This is a genomic window from Sedimentibacter sp. (assembly GCF_038562225.1).
Lineage (GTDB): Bacteria > Bacillota > Clostridia > Tissierellales > Sedimentibacteraceae > Sedimentibacter.
Map to the genome: position 1 here is coordinate 107,976 of NZ_JBCFAS010000006.1, position 23,762 is coordinate 131,737.

Sequence of the window (23,762 nt, forward strand, 5' to 3'; positions counted from 1 at the left end):
AAAATGAAAAGCAAAATATTTAAAATAATTACTGACAATGATGTGGATGCGATCCTTATCACAAATAAACATGATATAACATATGTAAGCAATTTCACAGGGGAAGAGGCTTGGGTCTTAATCACAAAAAATAATTTGTATATTATTACTGACATTAGGTATATGGAACAAGCCAGGGCTCAATGTTCAGAATTTATATTGTCAGTAATTGACGAAAATGCTAACTTTGAGCAGACACTGGAAAATTTGCTCCAGTTAAATGATGTTAAAAAGCTTGGGGTTGACATATGTGATATTAAATATGTATTTTATTCTCAGCTGAAAAACATGTCAGGGAACTTTGAAATTATAAACCTTGAGGAGCCTTTTAAAGAAAGCCGTGCCATAAAATCTCAAGAGGAAATAGTGAAAATCAAAAAGGCATGCGAAATTGCCGACAAGACTTTTCATGGTTTGCTTAAAATCATTACGGAAGGCATGAGTGAAAAGGACATAGAAATTGAGATGAATTACTTAATAAAAAGGGAAGAAGGAGATGGATACGCTTTTCAGCCGATTATCGGAGTTGAAGAAAAAACATCCATGCCTTACTCATTACCAGAAAAACACGTCATAGTCAAAAGGGGTAATTTCATCTTACTGAACTTCGGAGTAATATACGAAGGTTACACATCTGCAGTAGCGAGAATGGTTTCTGTAGGCGCTGTAAAGAGCGAATACGAAAATATATACAGCTGCCTCTACGATGTGTATATAAAGGTATTGAATTCCATTAAACCATACATGGAGTATGAGAAGCTTTATAGTATCTTTGAAAATGAGATTAACCATACTGAGTATAAAGATTATTTCCTTAAAGCTATTGGACACGGAAGAGGGTTGCAAACAATAGAAGGGTATGTCATTAGGCCTAAAGTTAATAGAACTATTATGCCAAATGAAGTTTACAGCATTGGAATAAGTATTTCAATCCCTGGATTCGGTGGCGCAAGACTAGAGGATGTAGTTTTAGTAAAAGAAAATGAAATAGAAATATTGACTAATTCAGTAAGGAATCTGATAAACATATGATTTAATATAATAGGTGTGCTTTAGAAGATTTTGGAGGTGACATCATGAATAAAATTTGGATAACAGAAGGTATGAGTTGGGAGCAGAAAAAAACAGCTGTTGAACAAAGCCTTGTTATGGGCTTCAATTCAACTTCTGCAAAGTTTCCTGCAGTATCCAGGGAAGGCGGTTCAGTTGTACAGAGTTGTATCGCAGATTTACAGGATTTGTATCAAATTACACAGGAAAAATTGCCGGAAGGTTATATTTCAGCGAGCAAAGGAGCCAAAGATATTCCGGAGTTTGACTGGCGAAAGAAGAAGGGACTGGAAACACTCTTTTCCAAAGGAATGTTTTTGAAGGATAAGAATTTTGATCAATTGCCTGATGAATTGGATTTCAAAATTGCATTGCCAAAGAAATGTGATCTTTCCATCTTAACAGCCGCATGCAATTTTGCATTTCGAATGGGAATGGAGACAACTGCCTATGAAGGTCCTATAGTTGCTGAGGACAATTGGATGGGCAATGTGATTGCTTTTGAAGAAGATGACAGGTGTACAATGGAGTTTGCCGAAGAAAACGGACGCTACATCGTAAAAGTATATGGCCGTGGAGATGACCTTGAAAGTTTTTCTTCATTTGTCTGCGAACATTTTCCGTTGCTTCCTGAAGGAAAGATCTGGACAGACCATCTGCAGCATATGACTGACAGTTTTACGATGAACAATCTGGACGGACAATTGTCATATTTAAAGGCTTATGAACAGGAGCTTACAGGCAATGTCACTGCGTACATGTCACCTAAAATTCAACTGGAGTTGAATAAAATTCAGCCCTTGTTCCCTGATGTTGAATTTAAAAATCATAAAGATGGAAAAATGATTTTTGAAAAATCATTTGATATACCTTGGGAAGTTGATGTTTTCAAAAGAATTCTGGAAGAAAAGCTATATTCTCAGCTGAAAGCTGAGGATGAAGTTGAAATATATGGTGCACTCAGTGAAGAAACAGACGTGAGAGGCAGACTTGCCAGGGAAGTTGAAGCTGAGATATCGAGAAGAAATGCCGTATCCACAAAGACAGAAATATTGTGTGCATACAAGCAAGGAATATCATGGATTGAAGAAGCTGTTCTTCCTCAATTGGATGACAAGAATGTTAAGAAGATCATGATTGCATTTAAGCCCTTCCTTCCGGATGGAATGACAAAGTGGCTGGAAGAAGACGGCGCAACACCCACATACAATAATGTTAAGATAAGCGATCCCGAAAAATGGTTTGATATGCCGATAAGATTTCTGCAGGAATTGTATCCGGTAGATGATATCATTGCAAAAAAATTGATGATTCACAGAGATAAGGTTGAATTTGTTCAATATGAAGGAGTCAGTGATATAACTTACGAGTTTAAAGCATATGGTGATAATGATGAAGAAATCTTAAAGGCAGATTACAAAGCTGCATATTCAGAACGCCCATTTTTAGATGACTTTGAAGGATTGGGAAAGGTGCACCCATCTACGGGATACATAAAGGTTGTATTAAACGGTAAGGAAATAATTAATGAGCGTATTGCAACGGATGTCGAGAACATTTGGGATATTTATCAAAAAGAAGTTTTACCAAGCTGCAGAAAGTTTATTGAGGAGAAGACGTCAGGCGAAATCAGTATTGAGGATCAGCCGTTTTTTTCACAGCTCAAGCTTGAAGTTACAGCCAGCGAACCTGATTATTCGCTGAATATCAGGGAAGACATAATTTCTTCCTTGGATGCATTGCACGAAGACATGTATTTTGTGGGGGCAGATTATTTTAAGAATTATGGAATTCAAAAAGAAAATATTTTGCTGGATGCTCCTGGATTGATTCTGCCTATTATTAAAAAGGGAATCGGAAAACCTGTTTTCAAAGTAACATTGTTTGATGAACTGGCAAAGAGACCTTGCATTAAAGCAGAAAATAAAATAATTGAAAGCAATTTGACCAGGGAACAGATTGAACTGTTCATACAGAAATTGGCATATGAGGACGGGAAAATCACTGTTCATTTGCATTTAAATATTAAGGAAGAAAAGCTTGTAGACAGTTACATGCATCTTTTTGACGAACAAGTGCTCGAAATAAGCAGCAAGTTCAAAGGGATAGACACGCTCATAATTGAATCCGGTGACAACAGCTACTCAGCGGATATCTGTGAATATAAAGAAACGGATAAGGATCTGTGCATTTCTGATATTGATCTGATGGAGCATACATTAATAGGCTATGAGCAATATATGGACATAATCGGTCAGTTGAAGCGTGTGCCTGAAATTGAAGTATATCCGGTTGCTGAGTCGTATTCCGGACGATATATTTATGCAATTGAAATACTACCGAGACTGGAGGGATATGTTTCAAGAACAAAACGAATTAATAGTCTTCCTTCAGAGATCATTAATTCAAGACATCATGCAAATGAAGTTTCAAGCACAAATGCCGCGTTCATACTATTGAAAAAGCTTTTGACAGAGGAAAAATATAAGCATCTTTCTGATAAATTAAATCTAGTTATAGTCCCCATGGAAAACGTTGATGGAACAGCAATACATTATGAACTTCAAAAGGACAATCCGGAATGGAAGCTACATGTTGCCAGATTTAATGCAATAGGCAAGGAATTTTATTATGAACATTTCAAAACTGAAACAATACATTCAGAAGCAATGGGGTTTACAAGACTGTGGGAAAAATATCTTCCGGATGTTGTTATTGACAACCATGGTGTTCCAAGCCATGAATGGGAGCAGCAGTTTTCTGGATACACATCACCTTCCTACAAGGGCTTTTGGCTGCCACGTTCATTATTATATGGATACTACTGGACAGTAACAGACGATGATTATAAGGGAAATTTTGATGTGAACAAGAAAATGGAAGGGGTAATTGCAGAAGGAATAGCAAAGGACGATGAAATTACCATGTGGAACAAGGAATGGATGACGAGGTTTGAGAAATATGCTCATGAGTGGATGCCAAAACAATTCCCTGCAAATTATTACAAGGATATGATCAACTATTGGATTCCGTTTGAATTTGACCCGAACCACCGCTATCCGTCAATTCGATTTCCATGGATAACAACCGTTGCCTATACAAGCGAGGTCGCGGATGAAACAGCACAGGGTGAATATTTAAATCTTTGTGCCAGGGCACATGTGATTCATGACGAAGCGGTACTTGACATGCTGATGGACTGCACTTGCGTGTTTGAAAGCAAGTGCCAGATATCTGAAAACAAAATTTCAATAAGCTGTACTAGGCAAAGACCTGTTATTGTTTAAGGCAGCTTTGAAATAAACATCATTTAAGGAGGAATGTAATGGAACTGATTAAATTGTTAGGAATTCTCATTGTTATTATTGGATTTGCACTTAAAAAGGATTCTATTTTAATCATTTTAAGTGCAGCCGTAGTGACGGCTTTAGTAGGTGGACTTGGTATAACAGGTCTCCTGGAAACACTTGGAAAATCATTTGTTTCTAACAGAAGTATGGCAATATTTATTTTGATTATGCTGGTAACCGGAACATTGGAAAGAAATGGACTTAAAGAAGCAGCTGCAAACCTCATAGGAAGAGTTAAGGGAGCATCCCCGGGAAAGATAATCGGCGCATACGGCATCATGAGAGGCATATTTGCTGCCTTTAACGTAAGCTTTGGCGGAGTTGCCGGATTTGTAAGACCAATCATAATGCCTATGACTACAGGTGCCATAGAAGCATCGGGCAAAGAAGTAAATGAAGAGTATCTGGAAGAAATCAAGGGAATGTCATCAGGAATGGAAAATATCGCATGGTTTTTCTGCCAGGTGCTGTTTGTCGGAGGAGCGGGAGGTCTGCTGGTTCAATCGACATTAGCCTCTTTGGGATATACTGTTGAACTGATTGATTTGGTAAAGGTGGAAATTCCAGTAGGTATTACTGCTGTTCTGGTTGCTATCATTTACTATAACTTAAAAGACAGAAAGCTCATTAAGAAGTATTACGGCAGTAAAAAAGAGGAGGGAAAAGCATGAAATTTTTTATGGATGCAGGAGTAGCTTTAGGACCGAAATTACTGGAAGTAATTTATATAATAATAGGGCTGATTACACTCCATACAGGTATTAAAAACTTTATGGACAAAGAAAATCCATCTAACATAGGAACGGGTATTTTCTGGTGTTCTTTAGGTATAGTTCTGGCGTTTGGCAGATGGATACCTCCGATGATTAATGGTGTCATAATAATTGTCATGACAGTTCCGGCTATTCTTCAAAAGGTTAAAATCGGAAAACAGTATGCACCTACTCAAGAAGAAACAAGGGCAGCATTCAATAAGATAGGAATGAAAATTTTCATTCCGGCGTTGACAATCGGTATATGCGCAATTTTATTTGCAATATTCACAAAGCTTGGAGCTTTGGTTGGAATTGGTGCAGGTATTGTCGTTTCAATAATTGTGTTGATGGTTTATTCTCCTGAAAATAAACTTAATGTATTTTTAAAAGATTCAGAAAGGCTGCTATCCACTGTAGGACCTCTAAGCATGCTTCCTATGCTGCTTGCAAGTCTCGGAGCAATTTTCACAGCTGCCGGGGTTGGCGAAGTTATTGCTAAATTGGTTGGCAATATAGTGCCTCAGGGAAATGTTAATGTAGGTATTGTAGTTTATGCAATAGGCATGATGCTGTTTACGATGATAATGGGAAATGCATTTGCGGCTATTACCGTAATGACTGTTGGAATCGGCGCTCCATTCGTACTGGCTTATGGCGCAAATCCGGTTTTAATAGGCATGATTGCACTCACATCTGGATACTGCGGAACATTGTGTACGCCGATGGCAGCAAACTTTAACATAGTTCCCGTAGCTATGCTGGATATGAAGGATAGAATGGGAGTTATCAAGAATCAGGTAGTACCGGCATTGATTATGATAACCTTCCAGATTTTCTATATGATTCTATTTAAATAACGACAGAGGGATTTCATGAGTAAGGACCTGGAGAACGGTGTGCGGATTGTAATCAGTGATTGGCTGGAAATCAGCAATCGGGATAGACTTTTAATTGTTACAAGTGAGAAACATTTAGCAGAGGCTGAAGCTCTGAAGGAATATGCTCTTAAAATGGATGCCTCTGTGGACATAATGGTTGTGGAGAAAGCAGGAATTCAAGTCGGCGTATACTTTGATGAAAATGAGGATGTATTTGACGGATACACTGCTGTAATCGGTGCAACCGATTATTCGCTTATAACCACCAGAGCAGCCAAAGCGGCTATAGAAAAAGGAAGTAAATTTTTATCGCTGCCTTTGTCGGTTAGCACTGAGGAATCCATGTTATCTTATGATTTTATCGCTATGGATACAAAGAAAAGCAAGATGATGGCGGATGTGATTATGAAATACATTAACAATTCATCAATGATTCACATAACTTCAAAAGCAGGCACTGATCTCAAGGTATACAAGCAGGGGCGAAAACCTGGGTTTTTTAACGGTGTTGTAAAGGATGGAAAAGGGTACTCATCTGCAAGTTTTGAAATTTATGTACCCATTGAGGAAAGCAAGACAGAGGGAACTATGGTTGTAGATGGTTCGCTGGGTTATCTTGGTAAGCCTCAGGAATCCATAAGGATTAAGTTTTCTGACGGAAAGATAACAGATATCGAACAGAACACAAGCGGGAAATTATTAAAAGAATATATTGAAAAATACCGGGACTTAAACATGTATGTGGCATCGGAGTTTGGGATAGGATTAAATTCCTATTCCAAATGTGAAGGTAACTGCTATATCGAAGATGAATCTGCATATGGTACTTTTCACATAGGGTTTGGAAGAAACATTGCACTTGGCGGATTTCATGAGGCTAGCGGTCATTTTGACTTAGTGAGCTTAGAGCCGGACATATATGCTGACAACAGAAAGATTATGCAGCAAGGCAGAATAATAATTCCGGAACCGCAAATTTATTAGTAGGAGGCAATTTATGAAAATATTGGTAACAGGTTTTGATCCCTTTGGAGGGGAGAAGGTAAATCCTGCATATGAGGCGGTTAAACTGCTTCCTGATAACATTGCAGGTGCTGAGGTTATAAAATTGGAAATTCCGACTGTATTTACAAGAAGTGTTTCAGTTGTTGACGACGCAATAAACAGATATCAGCCGGATGTAGTCCTGAGTATCGGTCAAGCGGGTGGACGTTCCAGCATAACCGTGGAAAAAGTGGCTATAAATTTAGCTGAAGCCAGAATTCCTGACAATGACGGTGAACAGCCTCTAGACCAGGCTCTCATGCAGGATGGTGAAACCGCATATTTTGCAACTATTCCCGTAAAGGCTATTGTCAATAGAATAAGGGAAGCTGGCATACCGGCAAACATGTCATACACGGCAGGGACTTATGTTTGCAACAGTATTATGTACAACGTCTTATACCTGACACACAAAAAGTATACTAATGTCAAAGCTGGATTCATTCATGTTCCTTTTTCCACAGAACAGGCAGCATCAAAACCTGACGGTACTGCAAGTATGCCTGTTGAAACAATTTCAAAGGCAATATACTGTGCTGTTGAAGTAATTGCGGAAAACACTGAAGAGTCTATAGAATCAATGGGAACGATTATGTAATTAAAAGTTAAGGTTATAAAAAACATGTTTGAGATTTTTCCCCTAAGTCTCGAGCATGTTTTTATTATACCTTTTTATATAACTCTACAACATAATACTAATTAGCAAATGGAATATATATGAAAAACAGCGGTGGTGTGATATATAATAAAGACAAATGTAATTATACAGCAATAGTTAGGGTAAAGAGGTCATGATGTATCAGAGAAGTTCACATGATATATAGACCAGGAAAAAGTATGGAACATACCTTTATTGAGGCGGTATTAGAATTTTTCTGAGTAATTTATTGAAATTATAATGAAAACAGAAAACAAAATTGAAAAATTTGTATTGTGGACAGAATCAGCATAGAAAACAATCTAGATGTGGACAAAATAGAGAAGAAAGTGTAGAATTAAGTAATAGGTTAATTAAAAAAGATTTTATGGGAGCATCTAGTTATGAAGGCTATTCTTACAAAAAGTCAAAAAACAAAAAAAATTCTATTTGACTGTGCGCTGGAGCTTTTCAGGGAAAAAGGATATGATAATGTATCTGTGAGTGAAATAGTAAAAAAGGCACAGACGGCAAAGGGAACTTTCTATATATACTTTGATTCCAAGGCAAAAATTATCACCGAACTGTTTGAGAAGTACGATGATTATTATGATGAAGTGTATGAGAATATGGACAAAACCCTGCCAGCTAAGGATAGGCTTATGATCATCATAAAGGAGTCCCTTAGTTTTACATCAGAAAAGATAGGGTATGATTTGATAAATGTACTTTATCAGTCTCAGCTTTCATTGGTTACCAAAGCTACAAATGCAGAGCGTTCTCTCTACAGAATAGTAACCGAGCTTGTTGAAGAGGGGCAAAAAAATGGTCAATTTACTAATGAGCTTTCATCAAATGAAATTACAAAAATGATAGTAAGAAATATTCGTGGTACTTTTTATGACTGGTGCTTGCAGCGGGGCGGATTCGACATTGTTGCAGACGGGTGCGAGTATATGAAGACTTTTCTTAATGGTATAACAATAGGCTAATTATATTATGTATGTCGTAAACATAATTACTTGCAAGACTGTTTTAAGTTTGTGAAACTAAAAAATTGACATAATTTTTAAGATGATTTTTATAAGGAAGACCCAAGATGGGATCTTCCTTGTTTTTTTGTAATAGGAAGAAATTTTTTCTGCTGCGGATAACTGCTGAACTAAGATAAAATCAGGAAACTCAAAATAAATGAGAATATTGTTGACAAGCGTAATTACTTCTGCTATCATTAAGGCAAATGTGACCGCGGTCATAAAAATGGAGGAGGAGAAAATTATGCGCAATGAAGGCGTGATTACAAAAGAAAAGAAGTTAGGCTTTTTGGGCACTATTGAACGTGTTGGAAATAAGCTTCCACATCCGTTCGTCTTGTTTCTTTATATCATCGCAGGACTTATAGCAATAACAACTGTTATGAGCTTTGCAGGAGTAAGTGTTATAAACCCAAAAGGCGAAGAGGTATTTGTACGTAACCTATTATCTAAAGACGGTTTAATCTGGATTTTAAGCAATCTTCTCAAAAACTTTTCAGGCTTTGCACCACTTGGCTTAGTGCTTGCCATGCAGCTTGCTGTAGGCTTTTCTGAGCAAACCGGACTTTTACCAACTTTTCTTAGAAAGGCAATACTTGATGTTCCCATATGGGCATTAAGCGCAACTGTTATTTTCTTTGGGATAAACGGGAGTATAGCTTCTGAGGCGGCAATCGTTATCATTCCTGCACTTGCGGCAGCTGCTTTCCAGGCGAAAGGGAAAAACCCTATTGTTGGTCTTATAGCAGGATATGCAGCAACCAATGCAGGTTTTACAGCAAGTATTATTGTAGCCGGTACAGATGTGCTTCTTGCAGGTGTAACACAGGAAGCCGCTCAAATTATTGATCCAAGCATCACTGTAAACCCGGCTATGAACTGGTACTTTATGATTTTCTCAACAATCATTCTTACTGTTGTCGGCATGTGGGTTAGTGATAAAATTATTGCACCAAAACTGGGTACATATAAGGGTGCAGAGGTAGCTACCGAACGTCAAATCACAGATGTTGAGAAGAAAGGTCTTAGAAACGCAGGTATCTTTACACTTGTAATTATTCTTTTACTTGCAATTATGGTTGTTCCCTCAAACGGGATACTTAGAGATGCACAAACAGGCAGTATTGTTCCTTCACCATTTCTTGACGGCCTGGTTGCAATTCTAATTCTATACTTTATTTTAGTAGGGTTAGTTTACGGCAAGACTGTTGGTACGATTAAGTCTGCGAACGAAATTCCAGCTAAGATGGCAGAGGCAGTTGCGCCACTTACTGGCTACATTGTTTTGGTATTTGTAATTGCACAGTTTATTGCAATGTTCAACTATACAAATCTTGGCATGGTAATCGCGGTTAATGGTGCTAAGGTGCTTAAGAGTGCAGGCCTCACAGGTATACCTCTTATGATATCTATGATTCTAATGACAACATTTGTAAACTTGTTTATGTCAAGCGGTTCTGCAAAATGGTACATATTTGCACCAATATTTGTTCCAATGTTTATGATGCTTGGATATTCTCCAGCTTTTGCGCAGATTGTATATCGTATTGGCGACTCAGCTACAAATCCAATCACTCCAATCTATGCTTATATGCCGATCATCATTGGTATGGCTCAGAAATACGATAAAAATGTCGGCATGGGTACAATCATTTCACTTATGCTTCCTTATACTCTTGCGTTCCTGGGTGTATGGATTTTGCAAATGATTGTTTGGGTTGTATTTAATATTCCGCTTGGACCTGGTGCAGCGTTATTCCTTTAGTAAGAAAATTAAAACAGTTTAGTTTACTGCAAGTGATTGCAGCAATAGCTTATAAAATAATAAACAAACCCCTGGCTGTGTCGGGGGTTTGTTTACAGACGAGATAATAATTTACAAAATGTTTGTGACGGTGTGAAAGTGAAACACCGTAATGGAGGTAAATGTGAAAAAAATAATCTGCGGCAAGCTTTATGATGGAATTAGAGATGAACTGCAAGAAAATATGGAAATACTAATAGATAAAAAAACTATAATTTCAGTGGGCAAAAATATTGTAGCTGCACAAGATACTGAAATTATAGATTTATCCCATTTTACAGTTGCTCCAGGTATGATAGACGCCCACGTTCACGCATCGTTTTTTGACTGGCGTGAAATAGACAAAGATGATGTTTACTATACAAACTCAATGAGAACATTAGCTGTCGCTGAATGTGCAAGAAAAACCTTGGCAGGCGGCTTTACTACAATCAGGCATATAGGCTGGTTCAGAGAGGACAACTCTCTTGATGTAAAAAGGGCAATTGAAAAAGGTTTTATCGAAGGGTCGAGAATGGTGGTAGCACCGCATTTTTTGTGCACGCCCGGCAGTCATGGAGACTCCACGCAAAAGCTTGGGGTAAATCCGATGTTAAGTGATTTCCTGGAAGGGCAGCTGCCTACTATGGGATCAGGTGCCGACTTCTTCCGAAATGCAGTGAGGAGAGAGGTAAAGTACGGAGCTGATTTTATTAAAATAATGGCCACAGGAGGATTTTTTACACCAAATGATTCACCTGAAGACAAACAGTTAAGCGATGATGAGCTTAAGGCTATAATAGATACAGCAAATTCCTTGCACATTACAGTAACAGCTCACGCATATACTCCTGAACTTATTACAACACTTGTGAAAATGGGGATTCACGGTATTGAACATGGTTCAATGATAGATGAAGAAACGGCAAGGCTTATGGAACAAAAAAATGTTTATGTTGTTCCTACGTTTTGTCCTTATGACGAAATTATTATGCTTGACGAAGAAAAGCTTGCACAAAAACCGGAAGCTTTCCAGAAAAAGCTTAAATATTACAGAAATCGTCTCGTAGATGGGCGTAAAACAATTATAAACAGCAAGCTTAAGCTTGGTTATGGCACTGACCTGGTAACAGGCTATAACAACTATGAATGCGGCAGAGAATATTCCGCATGGTTAAGAAACGGAGTCAATCCATTTAGGGCCTTAAAGGCTGCCACAGCTACAAATGCGGAAATACTTGGGCTTAAGGATGTTGGAACTATACAGCCCGGGAAACTTGCAGACATATCAGGTTGGTCAAGAGATTTGCTGACTGACCACATGGCTCTGCTTGATTGTAGATTTGTGATGAAAGAAGGCAAAATTTATGATACAATTAGTTATGCTGATTAAGATATTTTAAGCAGCCTGCAAAAAAGCAGGTAAATAATAGTCTCAAAGGAACCAAAGGCATCACAAAATATGTTTTAAATAAAGGAGCAGGAGTGTCTTATTGACACTGCCCGATTGACGGGGAGATTGAATTATGAACTATTATGAAAACCTGGAAAAGCTAAAAAAAATTAATGACCAGCTGAAATATTACAAAACAATTGAAGCACTTATGGATTTAGACCAATGGTCTTCTCTTCCTAAGCAAGGTTCATCATATCGTCAGCAAGTTGCCGCTTTTGTGGCAGGTCAAAAGTCGGATCTTTTGGCAACAGACGAAGTAAAAAGCCTGGTGGACTCTTTTTCTGCCCATACACAAGAAAAAATTGATGACTATGCTGAAAAGGGCCTTATAAGGAGCTTTTTGTTCCGATATAATTGTACGTCGCGAGTGCCAAAGGAAAAGCTTCAAAGGGTAAGTGCCCTTAAGGCTGTTACAACAGGAAAATGGATAGAAGCTAAAGAAAAATCTGATTACAGCATTTTTAAGCCTTACCTCGAAGAAGTCTTCAGCCTGAAAAAGGAAATTGCAGGTTATATCGACCCTTCAAAAAACCCGTTTGAAGTTTTGGTAAACATAACAGATGAAGGTATATGCTTTGACGAGATCGTAAAAGAATTTGACAAGCTTAAAACCGGAATAAAAGAACTCTTGAAAAAGATAAACAGCAGCGATGTTACAATAGATGACAGCTTTTTAAAGCTGGAGCAAAATCCGCAGTCAATGGAGGATTTCGCAAGAGAACTGATATTTGAACTTGGATACGATATTGAAAAAGGTGGATTTTCCAAAGTTCCTCATGCATTTACGACGTTTATGGGACCAAAGGATGCAAGAATATCGACCTATTCAAATGGGTTTGTAAGTCTTCTTTTCACATATATTCATGAATCCGGTCATGCCATGTATGCCTATGGTGGCAGCGATAAAGTAAATGAAATGAATATGTTCGGCGGCAACGAGGGAGGATTCCACGAAGCCCAGTCAAGATTTTATGAAAATATAATTGGAAGAAGTTATGAATATTGGAGGCACACATATCCAAAGCTGCAGCAAAAGTTTGTGTGCTTTAAAGGAATATCGCTGGATGATTTTTATAAGGCAATAAACAAAGTACAGCCCAATGTGAAAAGAACAATTTCGGATGAGGTTACATACAGCTTACACCCTATTATACGCTTTGAATTGGAAAAGGAAATTTTTGAAGGCAGCTTGAATTTTGATGATTTGCCAAAAGCCTGGAATGACAAATATGAAGAATACCTCGGTATAAGGCCTGCAAACGATGCTGAAGGTTTGCTGCAGGACATGCACTGGGCTGGAGATTATATCGGGTATTTTCAAAGCTATACTTTAGGCAATATCTATGATGGTCAGATAAGAAATTCCATTTTAAAAGATATTCCCGATTTTTACAGTAAGATAGAAAAGGGAGATTTCAAAGCTATATCCAGTTGGTTTGAAAAGAACATTTATTGCTATAGCAATTGTTTAACAGCTGGAGAGATTATGAAGAAACTTACTGGAGAAACATTGAATTCGGAACACTTTTTAAAATATTTAAACGATAAGTATAATGATATATATAAATTTTCTTAACAGAGTTTTCAAACTAAGTGAAATATTTATGGAAGATAGATGGGTTGTTTTTCTATTAGCATAAAGGGGGTTATTATATGCAGGAACATGTAGTACAAGCTTATGATTATGCGAAAGAATGGCTGGGGCAAGGTAAAGTGGCAAGTTATATTCCACAACTCGCCTGTGCAAATTCGAACAATCTGGCGATAGCTGTTACTACTTTAGATGGAAAGGTGTACGCAGCAGGAGATAGTGAAGTTAAATTTACCATTCAAAGTATTTCCAAAGTCATTTTACTTGCTACGGCATTGAATGATACAGGCTTTGATCAGGTGTTTGAAAAGGTGGGAATGGAACCTACCGGCGACCCTTTTAATTCCATTGTGCGGCTTGAAACTATGATGAAAAAACCTTTTAATCCAATGATAAATGCAGGTGCAATTGCAATCACCTCCTGTATTACGGGTCAAAACAAGGAGGAAAGATTTGAAAAGATACTTTCCACTGCGAAGATATTGTTTGATGATGAAAATCTAACATATGATAAATATGTTTTTCAATCTGAAAAGCAGACAGGCAACAAAAATCGTTCGCTTGCATATATGATGAAATCCAACGGAGTGTTGGATGGAGATGTGGAGGAACACCTGAATGTGTATTTTAAAACCTGCTCAATTCTTGCAAACTGCAAGCAGATAAGCTTTCTTGGGGCGGTTCTCGCAAACGAAGGGATATGTCCGAAAACAAAAAGGCAACTTTTGACGCCGTTTATAGTTAAAGTTATATGTTCATTGATGACAACCTGCGGAATGTATGATGCTTCCGGCGAGTATGCCATAAGAGTGGGAATACCATCGAAAAGTGGAGTTGGAGGCGGCATAATGGCAGCATCTATAGGGAAAATGGGTATAGGAACCTTTTCCCCAGCTCTCGACAACAAGGGTAACAGTTTTTGCGGAATAAAGGCCATGGAATATTTATCTTCAAAGCTTGGTTTAAGTATTTTTTAGTAGTTATAAACAGAAAGATAAGAACTCAAATTTGGCACAATATAAATCCCTTGATTTCAAGGGATTTCATGTATTTTAAGATAATGAGATATATGTAAGACTTTCATCAGTAAATATCAGAAGCTTTTGTTATATGTATACCATTGAATTCAGCATTATGCTTTTTAATCTTTTAAGTTCGAAGTGTCAGCGAAATAGGTTACCACTTGGGTCAATAAAAGTTTAGTTGAAAGATTTTCCAAATGGAGTATAATGTATTACTGAGGCTATGTGGCGTATGAGTATTTCATCTTTGGAGGCTTGCATGTAATGGATTATAAGTTCTTTTTACCAATAATATTAATAACAAATGTATGTTTACTATTTCTTAATTTGATTTTATTTAAGAGATATAAAAACAATAAGGAAGCAGGAACATTTTATAAATGGTTATTAGATTACAGTAAGGATAGTTTGTATTATTATCAGACATACCCTGATATAAGATTTAAATATATCAGTCCATCTATAAAAACAATTACAGGATTAGATGAAGATATTTTTTTAAGTGATTATAAAAAGGCTTTTAAACTTGTTCATCCTGACGATTTTGCTTCTGTTCAAAAAAAGTCAATAGGAAAGGTTGATTACAGCAAGAAACAATTAGCGAGATGGATGAATTCAAATGGGGAGTATGTATGGACTGAAGACTGGGCGACGCCCATATACGATAAGTCCGGCCAGTTGATAGGTATAGTGGGCAGTATGCGGAATATAACAGACAGAATCAAACTGGAGGAAGAAATAAGCTATAGAAATAACCATGATACTATGACGGGGTTATTTAATAGGGATTATTTTGAAGAATTGTTTGATAAACTGGACAATCATACAAATTGTAAGGTTGGAATAATAGTTTGCGACATAAATGGATTAAAAGTTTTAAATGATAACCATGGTCATAAGACTGGCGATCTGATTATTAAAAAATCTGCCAAGCTGCTAAATAGATATTCATCAGAAAACATAGTCATATCGCGCATCGGAGGAGACGAGTTTTCAATGATTTTGACAGATGTCAATGAATCTGATGTTTTAAATTTAGTCAATAATATAAAAAATGATATTGTTGAATACAATAAGTATTGTAAAGAAATAAAGATTAACATGTCGATAGGATATTCGGCATCTGAAAATTCTGTTGGTGCAATGAATAACCTATTTGTTATAGCAGATCAAAATATGTACCATTCTAAAAGAAAAGTCAAACTGGATGATTATGAAAAACTAAAATCAATTTTGAATTATTGATTTGTTGATTTGTAATAAGATAAAGCGTTCATTCTTTCATTGCATATAATATCTCATAAACGTTCTATATCAGTATGCAAGGGAGAGTATTATAATGAAAAACTCATATCAACAACAGTCCATGGATTTTTTTATGAAGCAATGTGGAAACTTATTTCTTCACTATTTATATATTCAGGCCAATACGTCAATATGCTAGAAGCATTAAATAACACCGGATTTATAAGGCTTCACATACACGATCAAATTGAAGGAAAGCTTATATCTAATGCAACCATAACAATATACGTAACTGATGGTGCTAATAGAGATATTCCAATAATGCATTTAGTAACAACCATAAACCCGATAAGAATAGAATTGCCAATATCATATGAGTTAGGGACTCAAATTTTAGGACCTGAATATTCTTTTTCTACATATAATTTAAGGGTTGATGCATTTGGATATTTTGCTCATAATGTCTATAATATTCGTTTGTTTCCTAACATCACAGTTGACTATGAGATTGGCTTGATTCCGGTTTCGCATATTCAGGAGCCGCCTGTGAAAATAGAGGAAAGATTAGACATACCGCCTCATCCCAGAGACCAACTTAGTTAAATAGAGAATGATAATTTGTTTGACCAGTACGTGATTGCAGTGAAGTTCCAATTCAAATGGGAAAATAGTAAATGTGAAAAAATGAAACTAAAGAGCAATGAAAAATTCTCAATGTCACACAAAAAATCCATTGAGTATTTGCTGTCATTAGGTAATTCAAGATGCAATAGACCAGCGGTATCAATAAAAAATAAATAGAAAACCATGAAATTATTACATCCCAAACTTTGTATGATGTTCGTTTGGGATGTTTAGTTTTTATATGATTAAATTTAATTGCTTTCGGCGGAAGAAAGGAATAAATAGCTGCTGTTGCATCATTTAGGTACAGAACCTCAATATTTGCCAAGTTGAGAATTCACAAAATTTATTCACTAGACCTAATTTTTATTGACAAATTGCAGATTCTGTTTCTTTATCGAAGAAACGCATCTTATTAATGTCAAAAGCAATTTCGATTTCGCTATCAGATTTAACTATAGTATCAGCGGGTGTTTTGCATATAAGTTTTTGTCCGTAACAATCAAAATAAACGTAAATTTCACTGCCCATAAGTTCTGTGATGTCTACACAGGCTTTCGTTCTATAATTGCTGAATTCTTCAGTGTTATTGATCTTTAGGTCTTCAGGGCGTATACCGGCAACAATATCTTTTCCGGCATACGGTTTTAAGCTATTAGCTTTTTCATCGGTTAAAACAAATTGGAAATTTCCATTGAAGTCAACAATTACATCGTCACCTTCAACCTTTATCTTTGCATCGAGAAAATTCATTTGTGGTGCCCCTATGAATCCTGCTACAAACAAGTTGCAAGGATTGTTGTAGAGATTTTGAGGCGTGTCAATTTGCTGAATAAATCCATCTTTCATAACAACAATTCTGTCTCCCATTGTCATGGCTTCTATCTGGTCGTGAGTTACATAAACAAATGTTGTTTCAAGTTTTTTATGTAATTTAATGATCTCTGCTCTCATAGCCGTGCGCAGTTTGGCATCTAGATTGGAAAGAGGTTCGTCCAGAAGGAATACCTGAGGATTTCTTACCATAGCTCGTCCCAATGCAACACGCTGCCTTTGACCGCCTGATAGAGCTTTGGGCTTTCTCTCCAATAAATGTTCAATATCTAAGATTTTAGCAGCTTCAGTGACACGATTGCGTATTTCATCCTTTGGAACCTTTCTTAGTTCTAAACCAAAAGCCATATTTCTATAAACCGTCATATGCGGGTATAGGGCATAGTTCTGAAACACCATTGCAATATCCCTGTCTTTAGGAGCAACATCATTAACAAGATTGTCTCCTATAAAAAGCTCTCCTTTTGAAATTTCCTCTAATCCGGCAATCATCCTCAATGTTGTAGACTTGCCGCAGCCTGAAGGACCAACAAGAATTATAAATTCCTTATCCTTTATTTCCAGGTTGAAATCTGAAACAGCCGTTACATCGCCCGGATATATTTTAAATATATTTTTCAATGAAATATTAGCCATTGTAACCTCCTATAGGAATAATATCTTTGAATATTGCTTTATCCTTTTAAGCCGGACATCACAATACCTTTAACTATGTATTTCTGGCATACAATATATATTATTAGGACAGGAATTAAAGCTAACATAGATCCTGCCATTATGAGATCGTATCTTGTAGCAAATGAATTCCTAAAGCTTGCAAGACCTAATTGTATGGTGAACAGTTTATCGGAATTAATATAAATAAGTGGACCCATAAAATCATTGTATGTGCCTTGGAACAAGAAAACACTTAATGTAGCAATTATGGGTTTAGAAAGAGGTACAATAATTGTTGCCCAAATCCTGAATTTTCCGCATCCGTCAATAACCGCAGCTTCTTCCAAATCCACTGGAATAGTCATAAAGAACTGTCGCAGCAGGAATATAGAAAAGGCAGTTCCGAAAGCAGACGGCAGTATAAGCGGGAAGTAGAAAGCCGAATCAATCATTTTTAGCTTTGTAAAAAGCATGAATCTTGGTATCATTACTACTGCTGCAGGTATCATCATTGATGATATGAACATCATGAAGATAAATTTCTTAAAAGGAAAATTGATTCTTGCAAAAGCATAAGCTGCTAATGAAGAAAATGTAATATTTAGAACAACTACGGGCAGTGTTACCTTCATAGAATTTAAAAACATCTGAAAGAATGATATGCTGCCGGCGCTAAGTACTTGTTTATAATTTTCCCATTTCCATACTGAAGGGAAAAATGTAGGCGGATATGCAAATAATTCTCTTTGGCTTTTGAATGAAGATACCAGCATCCAAAAGAAGGGAAGCAGAACAATTAATGTTGCAAATATAAGTATTGCATAGGAAAATATTATCGACTTTTTAGATTGTTTCATAATTGAACTCCTCCTTATCAAGAATCATATTGAACATTCTTGTTCATAATCTTATCCTGAATTAAAGTAACTGTTAAAATAATGATGAACATAACAACAGACATTGCGCAGGCATATCCCATCTTTCCATATTCAAATGCATTTGCAAATAGATAGTAGGATACGGTGTGAGTGGAGTAACCCGGTCCGCCTTTAGTCATGATAAACACTTCCGTAAAAACTTGAAACGCATCAATTACACTTGTCAGAACAACAAAGTACATGGAGGGCATTATAAGAGGCAATTTGATGTTTATCAGCTTTCTCCAGGGGGTTATGCCGTCCAGGGCTGCAGCTTCATATAAACTGTCGGGAATACCCTGCAAGGCAGAAAGCAAAATCAGCATATTGTATCCTGAATGTTTCCACACTGACATCAGTGCAACGGAAAGAAGAGAAATTCTTTTGTCTGAAATCCAGCCGATAGGAGAAATTTTAAAAAAGGACAAAACATAATTTAAAACTCCAAACTCAGTGTTGTAAATCCAAACAAATAGTAATGCACATACTACCATGGGTGTCATAACCGGAAGATAGAACATAGTTCTGAAAAAACCAATGCCCCTGAGCGGCATGTCCATAGCCAGAGCAACAATCAAAGAGACTAGGATTGAAGCAGGCACATATATAATAACCCATTTAAAGGTGTTTTTTAAAGATTCTATGAATACCGGATCCTTAAAAAGTGTTTTATAGTTTTCTAAACCTATAAACTTCGGGGTGCCTAAAATTCCCCAATCAAAACCGCTTATTACAAATGAAGCGACAACAGGATACAAAACAAAAATTAAAAAGCTTATTAAAGCCGGTGCAATAAACATATATCCTGAGAGTGCATCTTTTCTCTGAAGTGTCATGGGTTTTTTAGTTTTTTTGGTTGGTGTATTAGTGGTGACACTTGTCATTGTTACCTCCTTGTATAAATAGTTATCTCACCATGGCAGCCTGCCAAAGTGAGATAACTATCTAAAAAATGAAATTTCCTATTTTGTTATTTGAAAAGACTTTCGTTAGCTTTCTTATCTATGTTGGCAGCTGCTTGTTCAATGGTTTGTGAGCCATCATAAACAAGTGAAAGCTCTGCAGAAATAATCGAGTTGTATTCAGCCCATTTACCTGTTGCTAAAGCATCAATCTGTTCTTTGTCTCCTATATATTTTGAAGTAGCTATGAACGCTTCAGCAGGTTCAGCAAGAATGCTTTTGTCTGTTATTAAATCTTTGTATAGAGGGCATGATAAACCGCTTGAAAGTGTATATCCCAAACCTGTCTGGCTCATTTGGAATGATAAGAAATTAGCTGCTATCTCTTTATTATTTGAATTTGAATTTATAGCAACGTTAGCTGTTATAAACGGACATACTCTTGTGGTTCCCATAGGGAATTCCACTGCTGTCCATTCAAAATCACATTCACTGATAAAACTTGGAACAACCCAACGTCCTGATGGATACATGGCAATTTGTCCTATAATAAACAATCGATCTTCACTTTCTCCTGTTGTACCTGGTGCAGGAGCATAACCTTTTTCTATTAAATCTGCCTGTACTTTTAATCCTTTAACAGCATTTGGGTCAGAAATGTTAGATTTACCGTCCTTGAACCATGCTGAATCGTAGTTGCCCATAAAGTTTATCCAGTCTGCACGATAGTTGTTAACTGCCGTACCGTATTGTGTCGTTCTGCCGTTTTGAACTTTAGTAAGCTGTCCCGCAAGGTTCATATAATCATCCATTGTCCAGTCAGATGTAGGAATTTCAATCCCTGCTTCTTTAAACATATCAACATTTATGTACATTACATAAGATGTATAGTCTTTGGGGATGCAGTATTGTATACCGTTAGCCTTGCCGTAGTCCAAAGCTCCATCAAACATACCGTCAGAAATGGCGGGATACTTTTTAAGAACATCCGATAAATCAGCCATAAGGTTTGAATCTGCAAATTCTTTTACTCGAGCTTCATTAAGCCAGAAAATATCCGGTAATGTTTTTGATGCTGCCAAGGTCTGAAGTTTTGTGTAATAGTCACCAGGGGTATATACCTGTTCGATTTCAACACCTGGCACTAATTCCTCATATGCAGCGATTAAGTCTGCATACATCTGACGCTCATAATCATCGCCCCAGTGCATGTAAGTGATTTTGCCGGTAAGGCCTTTTGATGCTTCATAACCATCCCAATTTAAGTCAGCCGGTTTTTCGGTAGTGGTCGGAGCAGGAGTATCTGGTTTTGAAGTTTCTGGTGCTGGCTTGCTGCAAGCTGTAGTTAAGGACAACGTTAGAGCAAGAATTAAAATAGTACTAATTATTTTCTTCATAGTTTCCCTCCTAAAAGTAGTGAAAAGCAGACAACAATATTTTAATTTGTATTATATAATTAAATTAAATGCATACAAAAATTAAAGTTGTCATTTCTTATTAACAAAATGATAACAAAAAAGCACAATTGTGTCAATATAAAAACGATTGCATTTTGTATTAATTACATACTAAAAATTATATAGTACGTAAATTTCATGGCTTAAGAATTATAGGAAAGTAATCAAAATAGTAAATATGTATCTAATTAGATTAATATTTAAATACATATGTCGTAGTAAAGCTTTGAATTTAATTATAATATTTGACAAATTTTTTGTTTTTCATTAAAGTAGTATATGTACCTTGTACATTACTACATTTTTAATACATTTGTAATAAAGGAGACATCATGTTTTTTAAAAGTTATTATAATCCAGGACCGGGTATAGATAAAAATGCACCGCCTAAAAAGGGTTTAGCATTGTATATAGAACTGATAACTGTTGAATTTTGGGGATTTATTGGTTTGAATATGCTGTATTCAATCTTCTGTCTTCCGATTATAACTATTGGCGGAGCAACATTAGCATATAATGAATTGTGCTGCAAGCTCATAAGGAATGAACATGTATTCGTTATTTCTGATTTCTTCGGCAGTTTTAAAAGCAATTTTAAAAAGGGAATAATATTAAGCGTCGTGCTGTTGTTGGTTTTGTTTGATTTGTTGATTATTTGCACAAATTTATTTGCATATATGGAGAAAGGGTCAGGTTCCGGGGATGCAATCCTTTGGTCAATGGCTGGAATACTAAGCATCCTGTTAACTTCCTTTATTGCGTATCTTATTCCTATGGCAGCTAATATAGAGTTGGATTTTTTGTTTCAACTTAAGAATTCGTTTATATTAATGATAATAGGCGGCTGGAGAACATTGGTGGTTTCAGCATTAAATATAGCTGCGTTTGTTTTAGGAATTTTGTATTTTCCTTTTTCAGGGATCATATTTTTTATACTTGGTTTCTATGTACTGATTTTTACAAACTGTTTTTTTACATGGCCGTTAATTGAAAGATTCGTTGTTTTACCGAAGCAATGATTACATATAAAAACAATAATATTACAATTACTGGTAAATTTGTATTGATATATATTATTATATTTGATAATCTTAGGTGGATTCAGATAGTATCTTAATAAATAACGATTAATTACATTGAGGTGAAATAATATGAAGAAAAAAGCGCCAAAATATGTTCAACTTGCAGAATGGATTAAAGAAAAGATTTCTGAAGAAGGATTAGAAAGAGGGGAAAAGTTTTATACAGAACATTCTCTTACTCAAATGTATTGCGTAAGCAGACAAACTGTAAGAAAAGCAATAAATCTTCTTATAAAAGAACAAGTTCTTGAAAGCAGGCAGGGAAGTGGAACATATATTTCTTCACCCATGCATATAAAGAAACGTTCAAGCAAAATAATAGGAGTCATAGTCACATATTTTAATGAATATATATTTCCCAGTATCATCAATGGAATAGAATCGGTAATCAGCAGCAATGGATATAATATGCAGCTTGCCAGTACAAGAAATGACGTTGAAAATGAAGCCAGGGCATTGAGATCAATGCTTGATTCAGGCGTTGATGCCTTTATTATAGAACCTACAAAAAGTGCTCTGCCAAATGCAAATAAAAATTTGTATGATGAAATTTCCAATAAAGATATTCCGTTAATTTTTTTAAATTCTTATTATCCGGAAATGGATTTTCCGCATGTTGCTTTAGATGATGTAAGGGCTGGCTATTTAGCAGTTAAGCATCTGATAGACAATGGGCATAAGAAAATTGCACTTTGTTTAAAATCAGATGACATCCAGGGGCACCTGAGATACAAGGGAGCCATAGCTGCTGCTAATGATAGCAATATTGCCATATCAGTGGAAAATGTTCTGTGGTTTACGACGGAAGATATTAAATATTTTGAAGAAGACAGCAACAGAATGATAAGATATCTTAAAGGCTGTACAGCTCTTTTTTGTTATAATGATCAAATTGCAGCGAAAGTAATAAAAATATTAGGTGAAAAAGGCTATAATCTTCCGGAGGATTGCTCTTTAATCAGCATTGATGATGAAAAGCAAGCTGTTGCTTGTTCTCCTGCGCTCACGACAATTGCGCATCCCAAAGAGCTGTTAGGAATTGAGATATCAGAATCAATATTTCGCCTTATTGCAGGAGAGAAGTGTGACAATGTTCTTTTTGAACCTGAGTTAATCATTAGGAATTCAGTAAAAGAGTATAATAAGTGAATACGGAGTTATTAGTTTACATACAAAAAGCATTTGCAGATATCGCAAATGCTTTTTTTATATAATAAGAAAGTTCTCTTTCTTATTATATAAAAACGAGGATTGCAAAGGACGGGACGTCCTTGCCGTTAGGGGGGGTGCTCAGTAAAAAATGCGCAAGCGTTTTTACGCCGAAGGGGGACGTAGGTCCCCCTAGCGGAGTTGCGGAGCAACTTTTTTATAGGAAAGGGCTCTTCCGATTAAAAAACCTATTACT

Annotated in this window: 19 protein-coding genes; 15 read left to right on the forward strand and 4 right to left on the reverse strand. The window is 36.4% G+C overall.

What is annotated here, in order from left to right; all coding sequences use genetic code 11:
- The first annotated feature begins 3 nt into the window (after positions 1–3).
- The 13 genes from AAGU76_RS18180 (at position 4) to AAGU76_RS18240 (ending at position 16,487) form a co-directional block, all read left to right on the forward strand.
- Complete coding sequence (locus tag AAGU76_RS18180) at positions 4–1,071, forward strand: Xaa-Pro peptidase family protein (protein WP_342486938.1); 1,068 nt, start codon at positions 4–6, stop codon at positions 1,069–1,071.
- A 44-nt stretch (positions 1,072–1,115) separates the two neighbouring features.
- Positions 1,116–4,376: a M14 family metallopeptidase gene (locus tag AAGU76_RS18185; protein WP_342486939.1), complete on the forward strand. Its 3,261-nt coding sequence runs from the start codon at positions 1,116–1,118 to the stop codon at positions 4,374–4,376.
- Between the two features lie 38 nt (positions 4,377–4,414).
- Complete coding sequence (locus AAGU76_RS18190; protein ID WP_342486940.1) at positions 4,415–5,110, forward strand: DUF969 domain-containing protein; 696 nt, start codon at positions 4,415–4,417, stop codon at positions 5,108–5,110.
- Positions 5,107–6,051: a DUF979 domain-containing protein gene (locus AAGU76_RS18195; protein ID WP_342486941.1), complete on the forward strand. Its 945-nt coding sequence runs from the start codon at positions 5,107–5,109 to the stop codon at positions 6,049–6,051. Before AAGU76_RS18190 ends, AAGU76_RS18195 begins: the two co-directional genes overlap by 4 nt.
- Positions 6,052–6,066: 15 nt before the next feature.
- Positions 6,067–7,056: an aminopeptidase gene (locus tag AAGU76_RS18200; RefSeq protein ID WP_342486942.1), complete on the forward strand. Its 990-nt coding sequence runs from the start codon at positions 6,067–6,069 to the stop codon at positions 7,054–7,056.
- 13 nt (positions 7,057–7,069) lie between these two features.
- Positions 7,070–7,714: a pyroglutamyl-peptidase I gene (gene pcp, locus AAGU76_RS18205; protein WP_342486943.1), complete on the forward strand. Its 645-nt coding sequence runs from the start codon at positions 7,070–7,072 to the stop codon at positions 7,712–7,714.
- A gap of 443 nt (positions 7,715–8,157) precedes the next feature.
- The gene (locus AAGU76_RS18210; protein ID WP_342486944.1) at positions 8,158–8,745 is read left to right on the forward strand and encodes a TetR/AcrR family transcriptional regulator; all 588 of its coding nucleotides are present in this window, start codon (positions 8,158–8,160) and stop codon (positions 8,743–8,745) included.
- Positions 8,746–9,031: 286 nt separating this feature from the next.
- Positions 9,032–10,552 (forward strand): AbgT family transporter, encoded by a 1,521-nt coding sequence (locus AAGU76_RS18215; RefSeq protein WP_342486945.1) that lies wholly within the window; start codon positions 9,032–9,034, stop codon positions 10,550–10,552.
- A 163-nt stretch (positions 10,553–10,715) separates the two neighbouring features.
- Positions 10,716–11,963, forward strand: coding sequence for an amidohydrolase family protein (locus AAGU76_RS18220; RefSeq protein WP_342486946.1), 1,248 nt, complete (start codon positions 10,716–10,718; stop codon positions 11,961–11,963).
- Between the two features lie 133 nt (positions 11,964–12,096).
- Positions 12,097–13,602 carry a carboxypeptidase gene (locus tag AAGU76_RS18225; protein WP_342486947.1) on the forward strand — a complete coding sequence of 502 codons (1,506 nt, stop codon included), beginning with the start codon at positions 12,097–12,099 and terminating at the stop codon, positions 13,600–13,602.
- Between the two features lie 77 nt (positions 13,603–13,679).
- Positions 13,680–14,594, forward strand: coding sequence for a glutaminase A (gene glsA, locus AAGU76_RS18230; protein ID WP_342486948.1), 915 nt, complete (start codon positions 13,680–13,682; stop codon positions 14,592–14,594).
- Positions 14,595–14,903: 309 nt separating this feature from the next.
- Positions 14,904–15,884, forward strand: a complete 981-nt coding sequence (locus tag AAGU76_RS18235) for a sensor domain-containing diguanylate cyclase (protein ID WP_342486949.1) — start codon at positions 14,904–14,906, stop codon at positions 15,882–15,884.
- Positions 15,885–16,076: 192 nt separating this feature from the next.
- Positions 16,077–16,487 (forward strand): hypothetical protein, encoded by a 411-nt coding sequence (locus tag AAGU76_RS18240; RefSeq protein WP_342486950.1) that lies wholly within the window; start codon positions 16,077–16,079, stop codon positions 16,485–16,487.
- A 387-nt stretch (positions 16,488–16,874) separates the two neighbouring features.
- Here the strand turns inward: AAGU76_RS18240 and ugpC are convergent, their stop codons facing one another.
- From ugpC to AAGU76_RS18260, 4 genes are all read right to left on the reverse strand, one after another.
- Complete coding sequence (ugpC, locus tag AAGU76_RS18245) at positions 16,875–17,978, reverse strand: sn-glycerol-3-phosphate ABC transporter ATP-binding protein UgpC (RefSeq protein WP_342486951.1); 1,104 nt, start codon at positions 17,976–17,978, stop codon at positions 16,875–16,877.
- Between the two features lie 38 nt (positions 17,979–18,016).
- On the reverse strand, positions 18,017–18,856 hold the full coding sequence (locus AAGU76_RS18250) for a carbohydrate ABC transporter permease (RefSeq protein WP_342486952.1): 840 nt from the start codon (positions 18,854–18,856) through the stop codon (positions 18,017–18,019).
- 17 nt (positions 18,857–18,873) lie between these two features.
- Entirely contained in the window at positions 18,874–19,800 is a 927-nt protein-coding gene (locus tag AAGU76_RS18255; RefSeq protein ID WP_342486953.1) for a sugar ABC transporter permease, read from the reverse strand.
- Between the two features lie 86 nt (positions 19,801–19,886).
- Positions 19,887–21,215, reverse strand: a complete 1,329-nt coding sequence (locus AAGU76_RS18260; RefSeq protein ID WP_342486954.1) for a sugar ABC transporter substrate-binding protein — start codon at positions 21,213–21,215, stop codon at positions 19,887–19,889.
- A gap of 392 nt (positions 21,216–21,607) precedes the next feature.
- On the opposite strand from AAGU76_RS18260, the gene AAGU76_RS18265 reads away from it, so the two are divergent.
- Positions 21,608–22,294 carry a DUF624 domain-containing protein gene (locus tag AAGU76_RS18265; protein WP_342486955.1) on the forward strand — a complete coding sequence of 229 codons (687 nt, stop codon included), beginning with the start codon at positions 21,608–21,610 and terminating at the stop codon, positions 22,292–22,294.
- A gap of 132 nt (positions 22,295–22,426) precedes the next feature.
- Positions 22,427–23,506 (forward strand): GntR family transcriptional regulator, encoded by a 1,080-nt coding sequence (locus AAGU76_RS18270; RefSeq protein WP_342486956.1) that lies wholly within the window; start codon positions 22,427–22,429, stop codon positions 23,504–23,506.
- Positions 23,507–23,762: the final 256 nt, after the last annotated feature.

Bases quoted from the DNA above. Each gene is read 5' to 3' on its own strand.
- AAGU76_RS18260 (WP_342486954.1), bottom strand. From the start codon at position 21,215: ATGAAGAAAATAATTAGTACTATTTTAATTCTTGCTCTAACGTTGTCC.
- AAGU76_RS18190 (WP_342486940.1), top strand. From the start codon at position 4,415: ATGGAACTGATTAAATTGTTAGGAATTCTCATTGTTATTATTGGATTT.
- AAGU76_RS18255 (WP_342486953.1), bottom strand. From the start codon at position 19,800: ATGACAAGTGTCACCACTAATACACCAACCAAAAAAACTAAAAAACCC.
- ugpC (WP_342486951.1), bottom strand. From the start codon at position 17,978: ATGGCTAATATTTCATTGAAAAATATATTTAAAATATATCCGGGCGAT.
- AAGU76_RS18180 (WP_342486938.1), top strand. From the start codon at position 4: ATGAAAAGCAAAATATTTAAAATAATTACTGACAATGATGTGGATGCG.
- AAGU76_RS18210 (WP_342486944.1), top strand. From the start codon at position 8,158: ATGAAGGCTATTCTTACAAAAAGTCAAAAAACAAAAAAAATTCTATTT.
- AAGU76_RS18265 (WP_342486955.1), top strand. From the start codon at position 21,608: ATGTTTTTTAAAAGTTATTATAATCCAGGACCGGGTATAGATAAAAAT.
- pcp (WP_342486943.1), top strand. From the start codon at position 7,070: ATGAAAATATTGGTAACAGGTTTTGATCCCTTTGGAGGGGAGAAGGTA.
- AAGU76_RS18195 (WP_342486941.1), top strand. From the start codon at position 5,107: ATGAAATTTTTTATGGATGCAGGAGTAGCTTTAGGACCGAAATTACTG.
- AAGU76_RS18240 (WP_342486950.1), top strand. From the start codon at position 16,077: ATGCTAGAAGCATTAAATAACACCGGATTTATAAGGCTTCACATACAC.
- glsA (WP_342486948.1), top strand. From the start codon at position 13,680: ATGCAGGAACATGTAGTACAAGCTTATGATTATGCGAAAGAATGGCTG.
- AAGU76_RS18225 (WP_342486947.1), top strand. From the start codon at position 12,097: ATGAACTATTATGAAAACCTGGAAAAGCTAAAAAAAATTAATGACCAG.
- AAGU76_RS18185 (WP_342486939.1), top strand. From the start codon at position 1,116: ATGAATAAAATTTGGATAACAGAAGGTATGAGTTGGGAGCAGAAAAAA.
- AAGU76_RS18270 (WP_342486956.1), top strand. From the start codon at position 22,427: ATGAAGAAAAAAGCGCCAAAATATGTTCAACTTGCAGAATGGATTAAA.
- AAGU76_RS18235 (WP_342486949.1), top strand. From the start codon at position 14,904: ATGGATTATAAGTTCTTTTTACCAATAATATTAATAACAAATGTATGT.
- AAGU76_RS18215 (WP_342486945.1), top strand. From the start codon at position 9,032: ATGCGCAATGAAGGCGTGATTACAAAAGAAAAGAAGTTAGGCTTTTTG.
- AAGU76_RS18200 (WP_342486942.1), top strand. From the start codon at position 6,067: ATGAGTAAGGACCTGGAGAACGGTGTGCGGATTGTAATCAGTGATTGG.
- AAGU76_RS18250 (WP_342486952.1), bottom strand. From the start codon at position 18,856: ATGAAACAATCTAAAAAGTCGATAATATTTTCCTATGCAATACTTATA.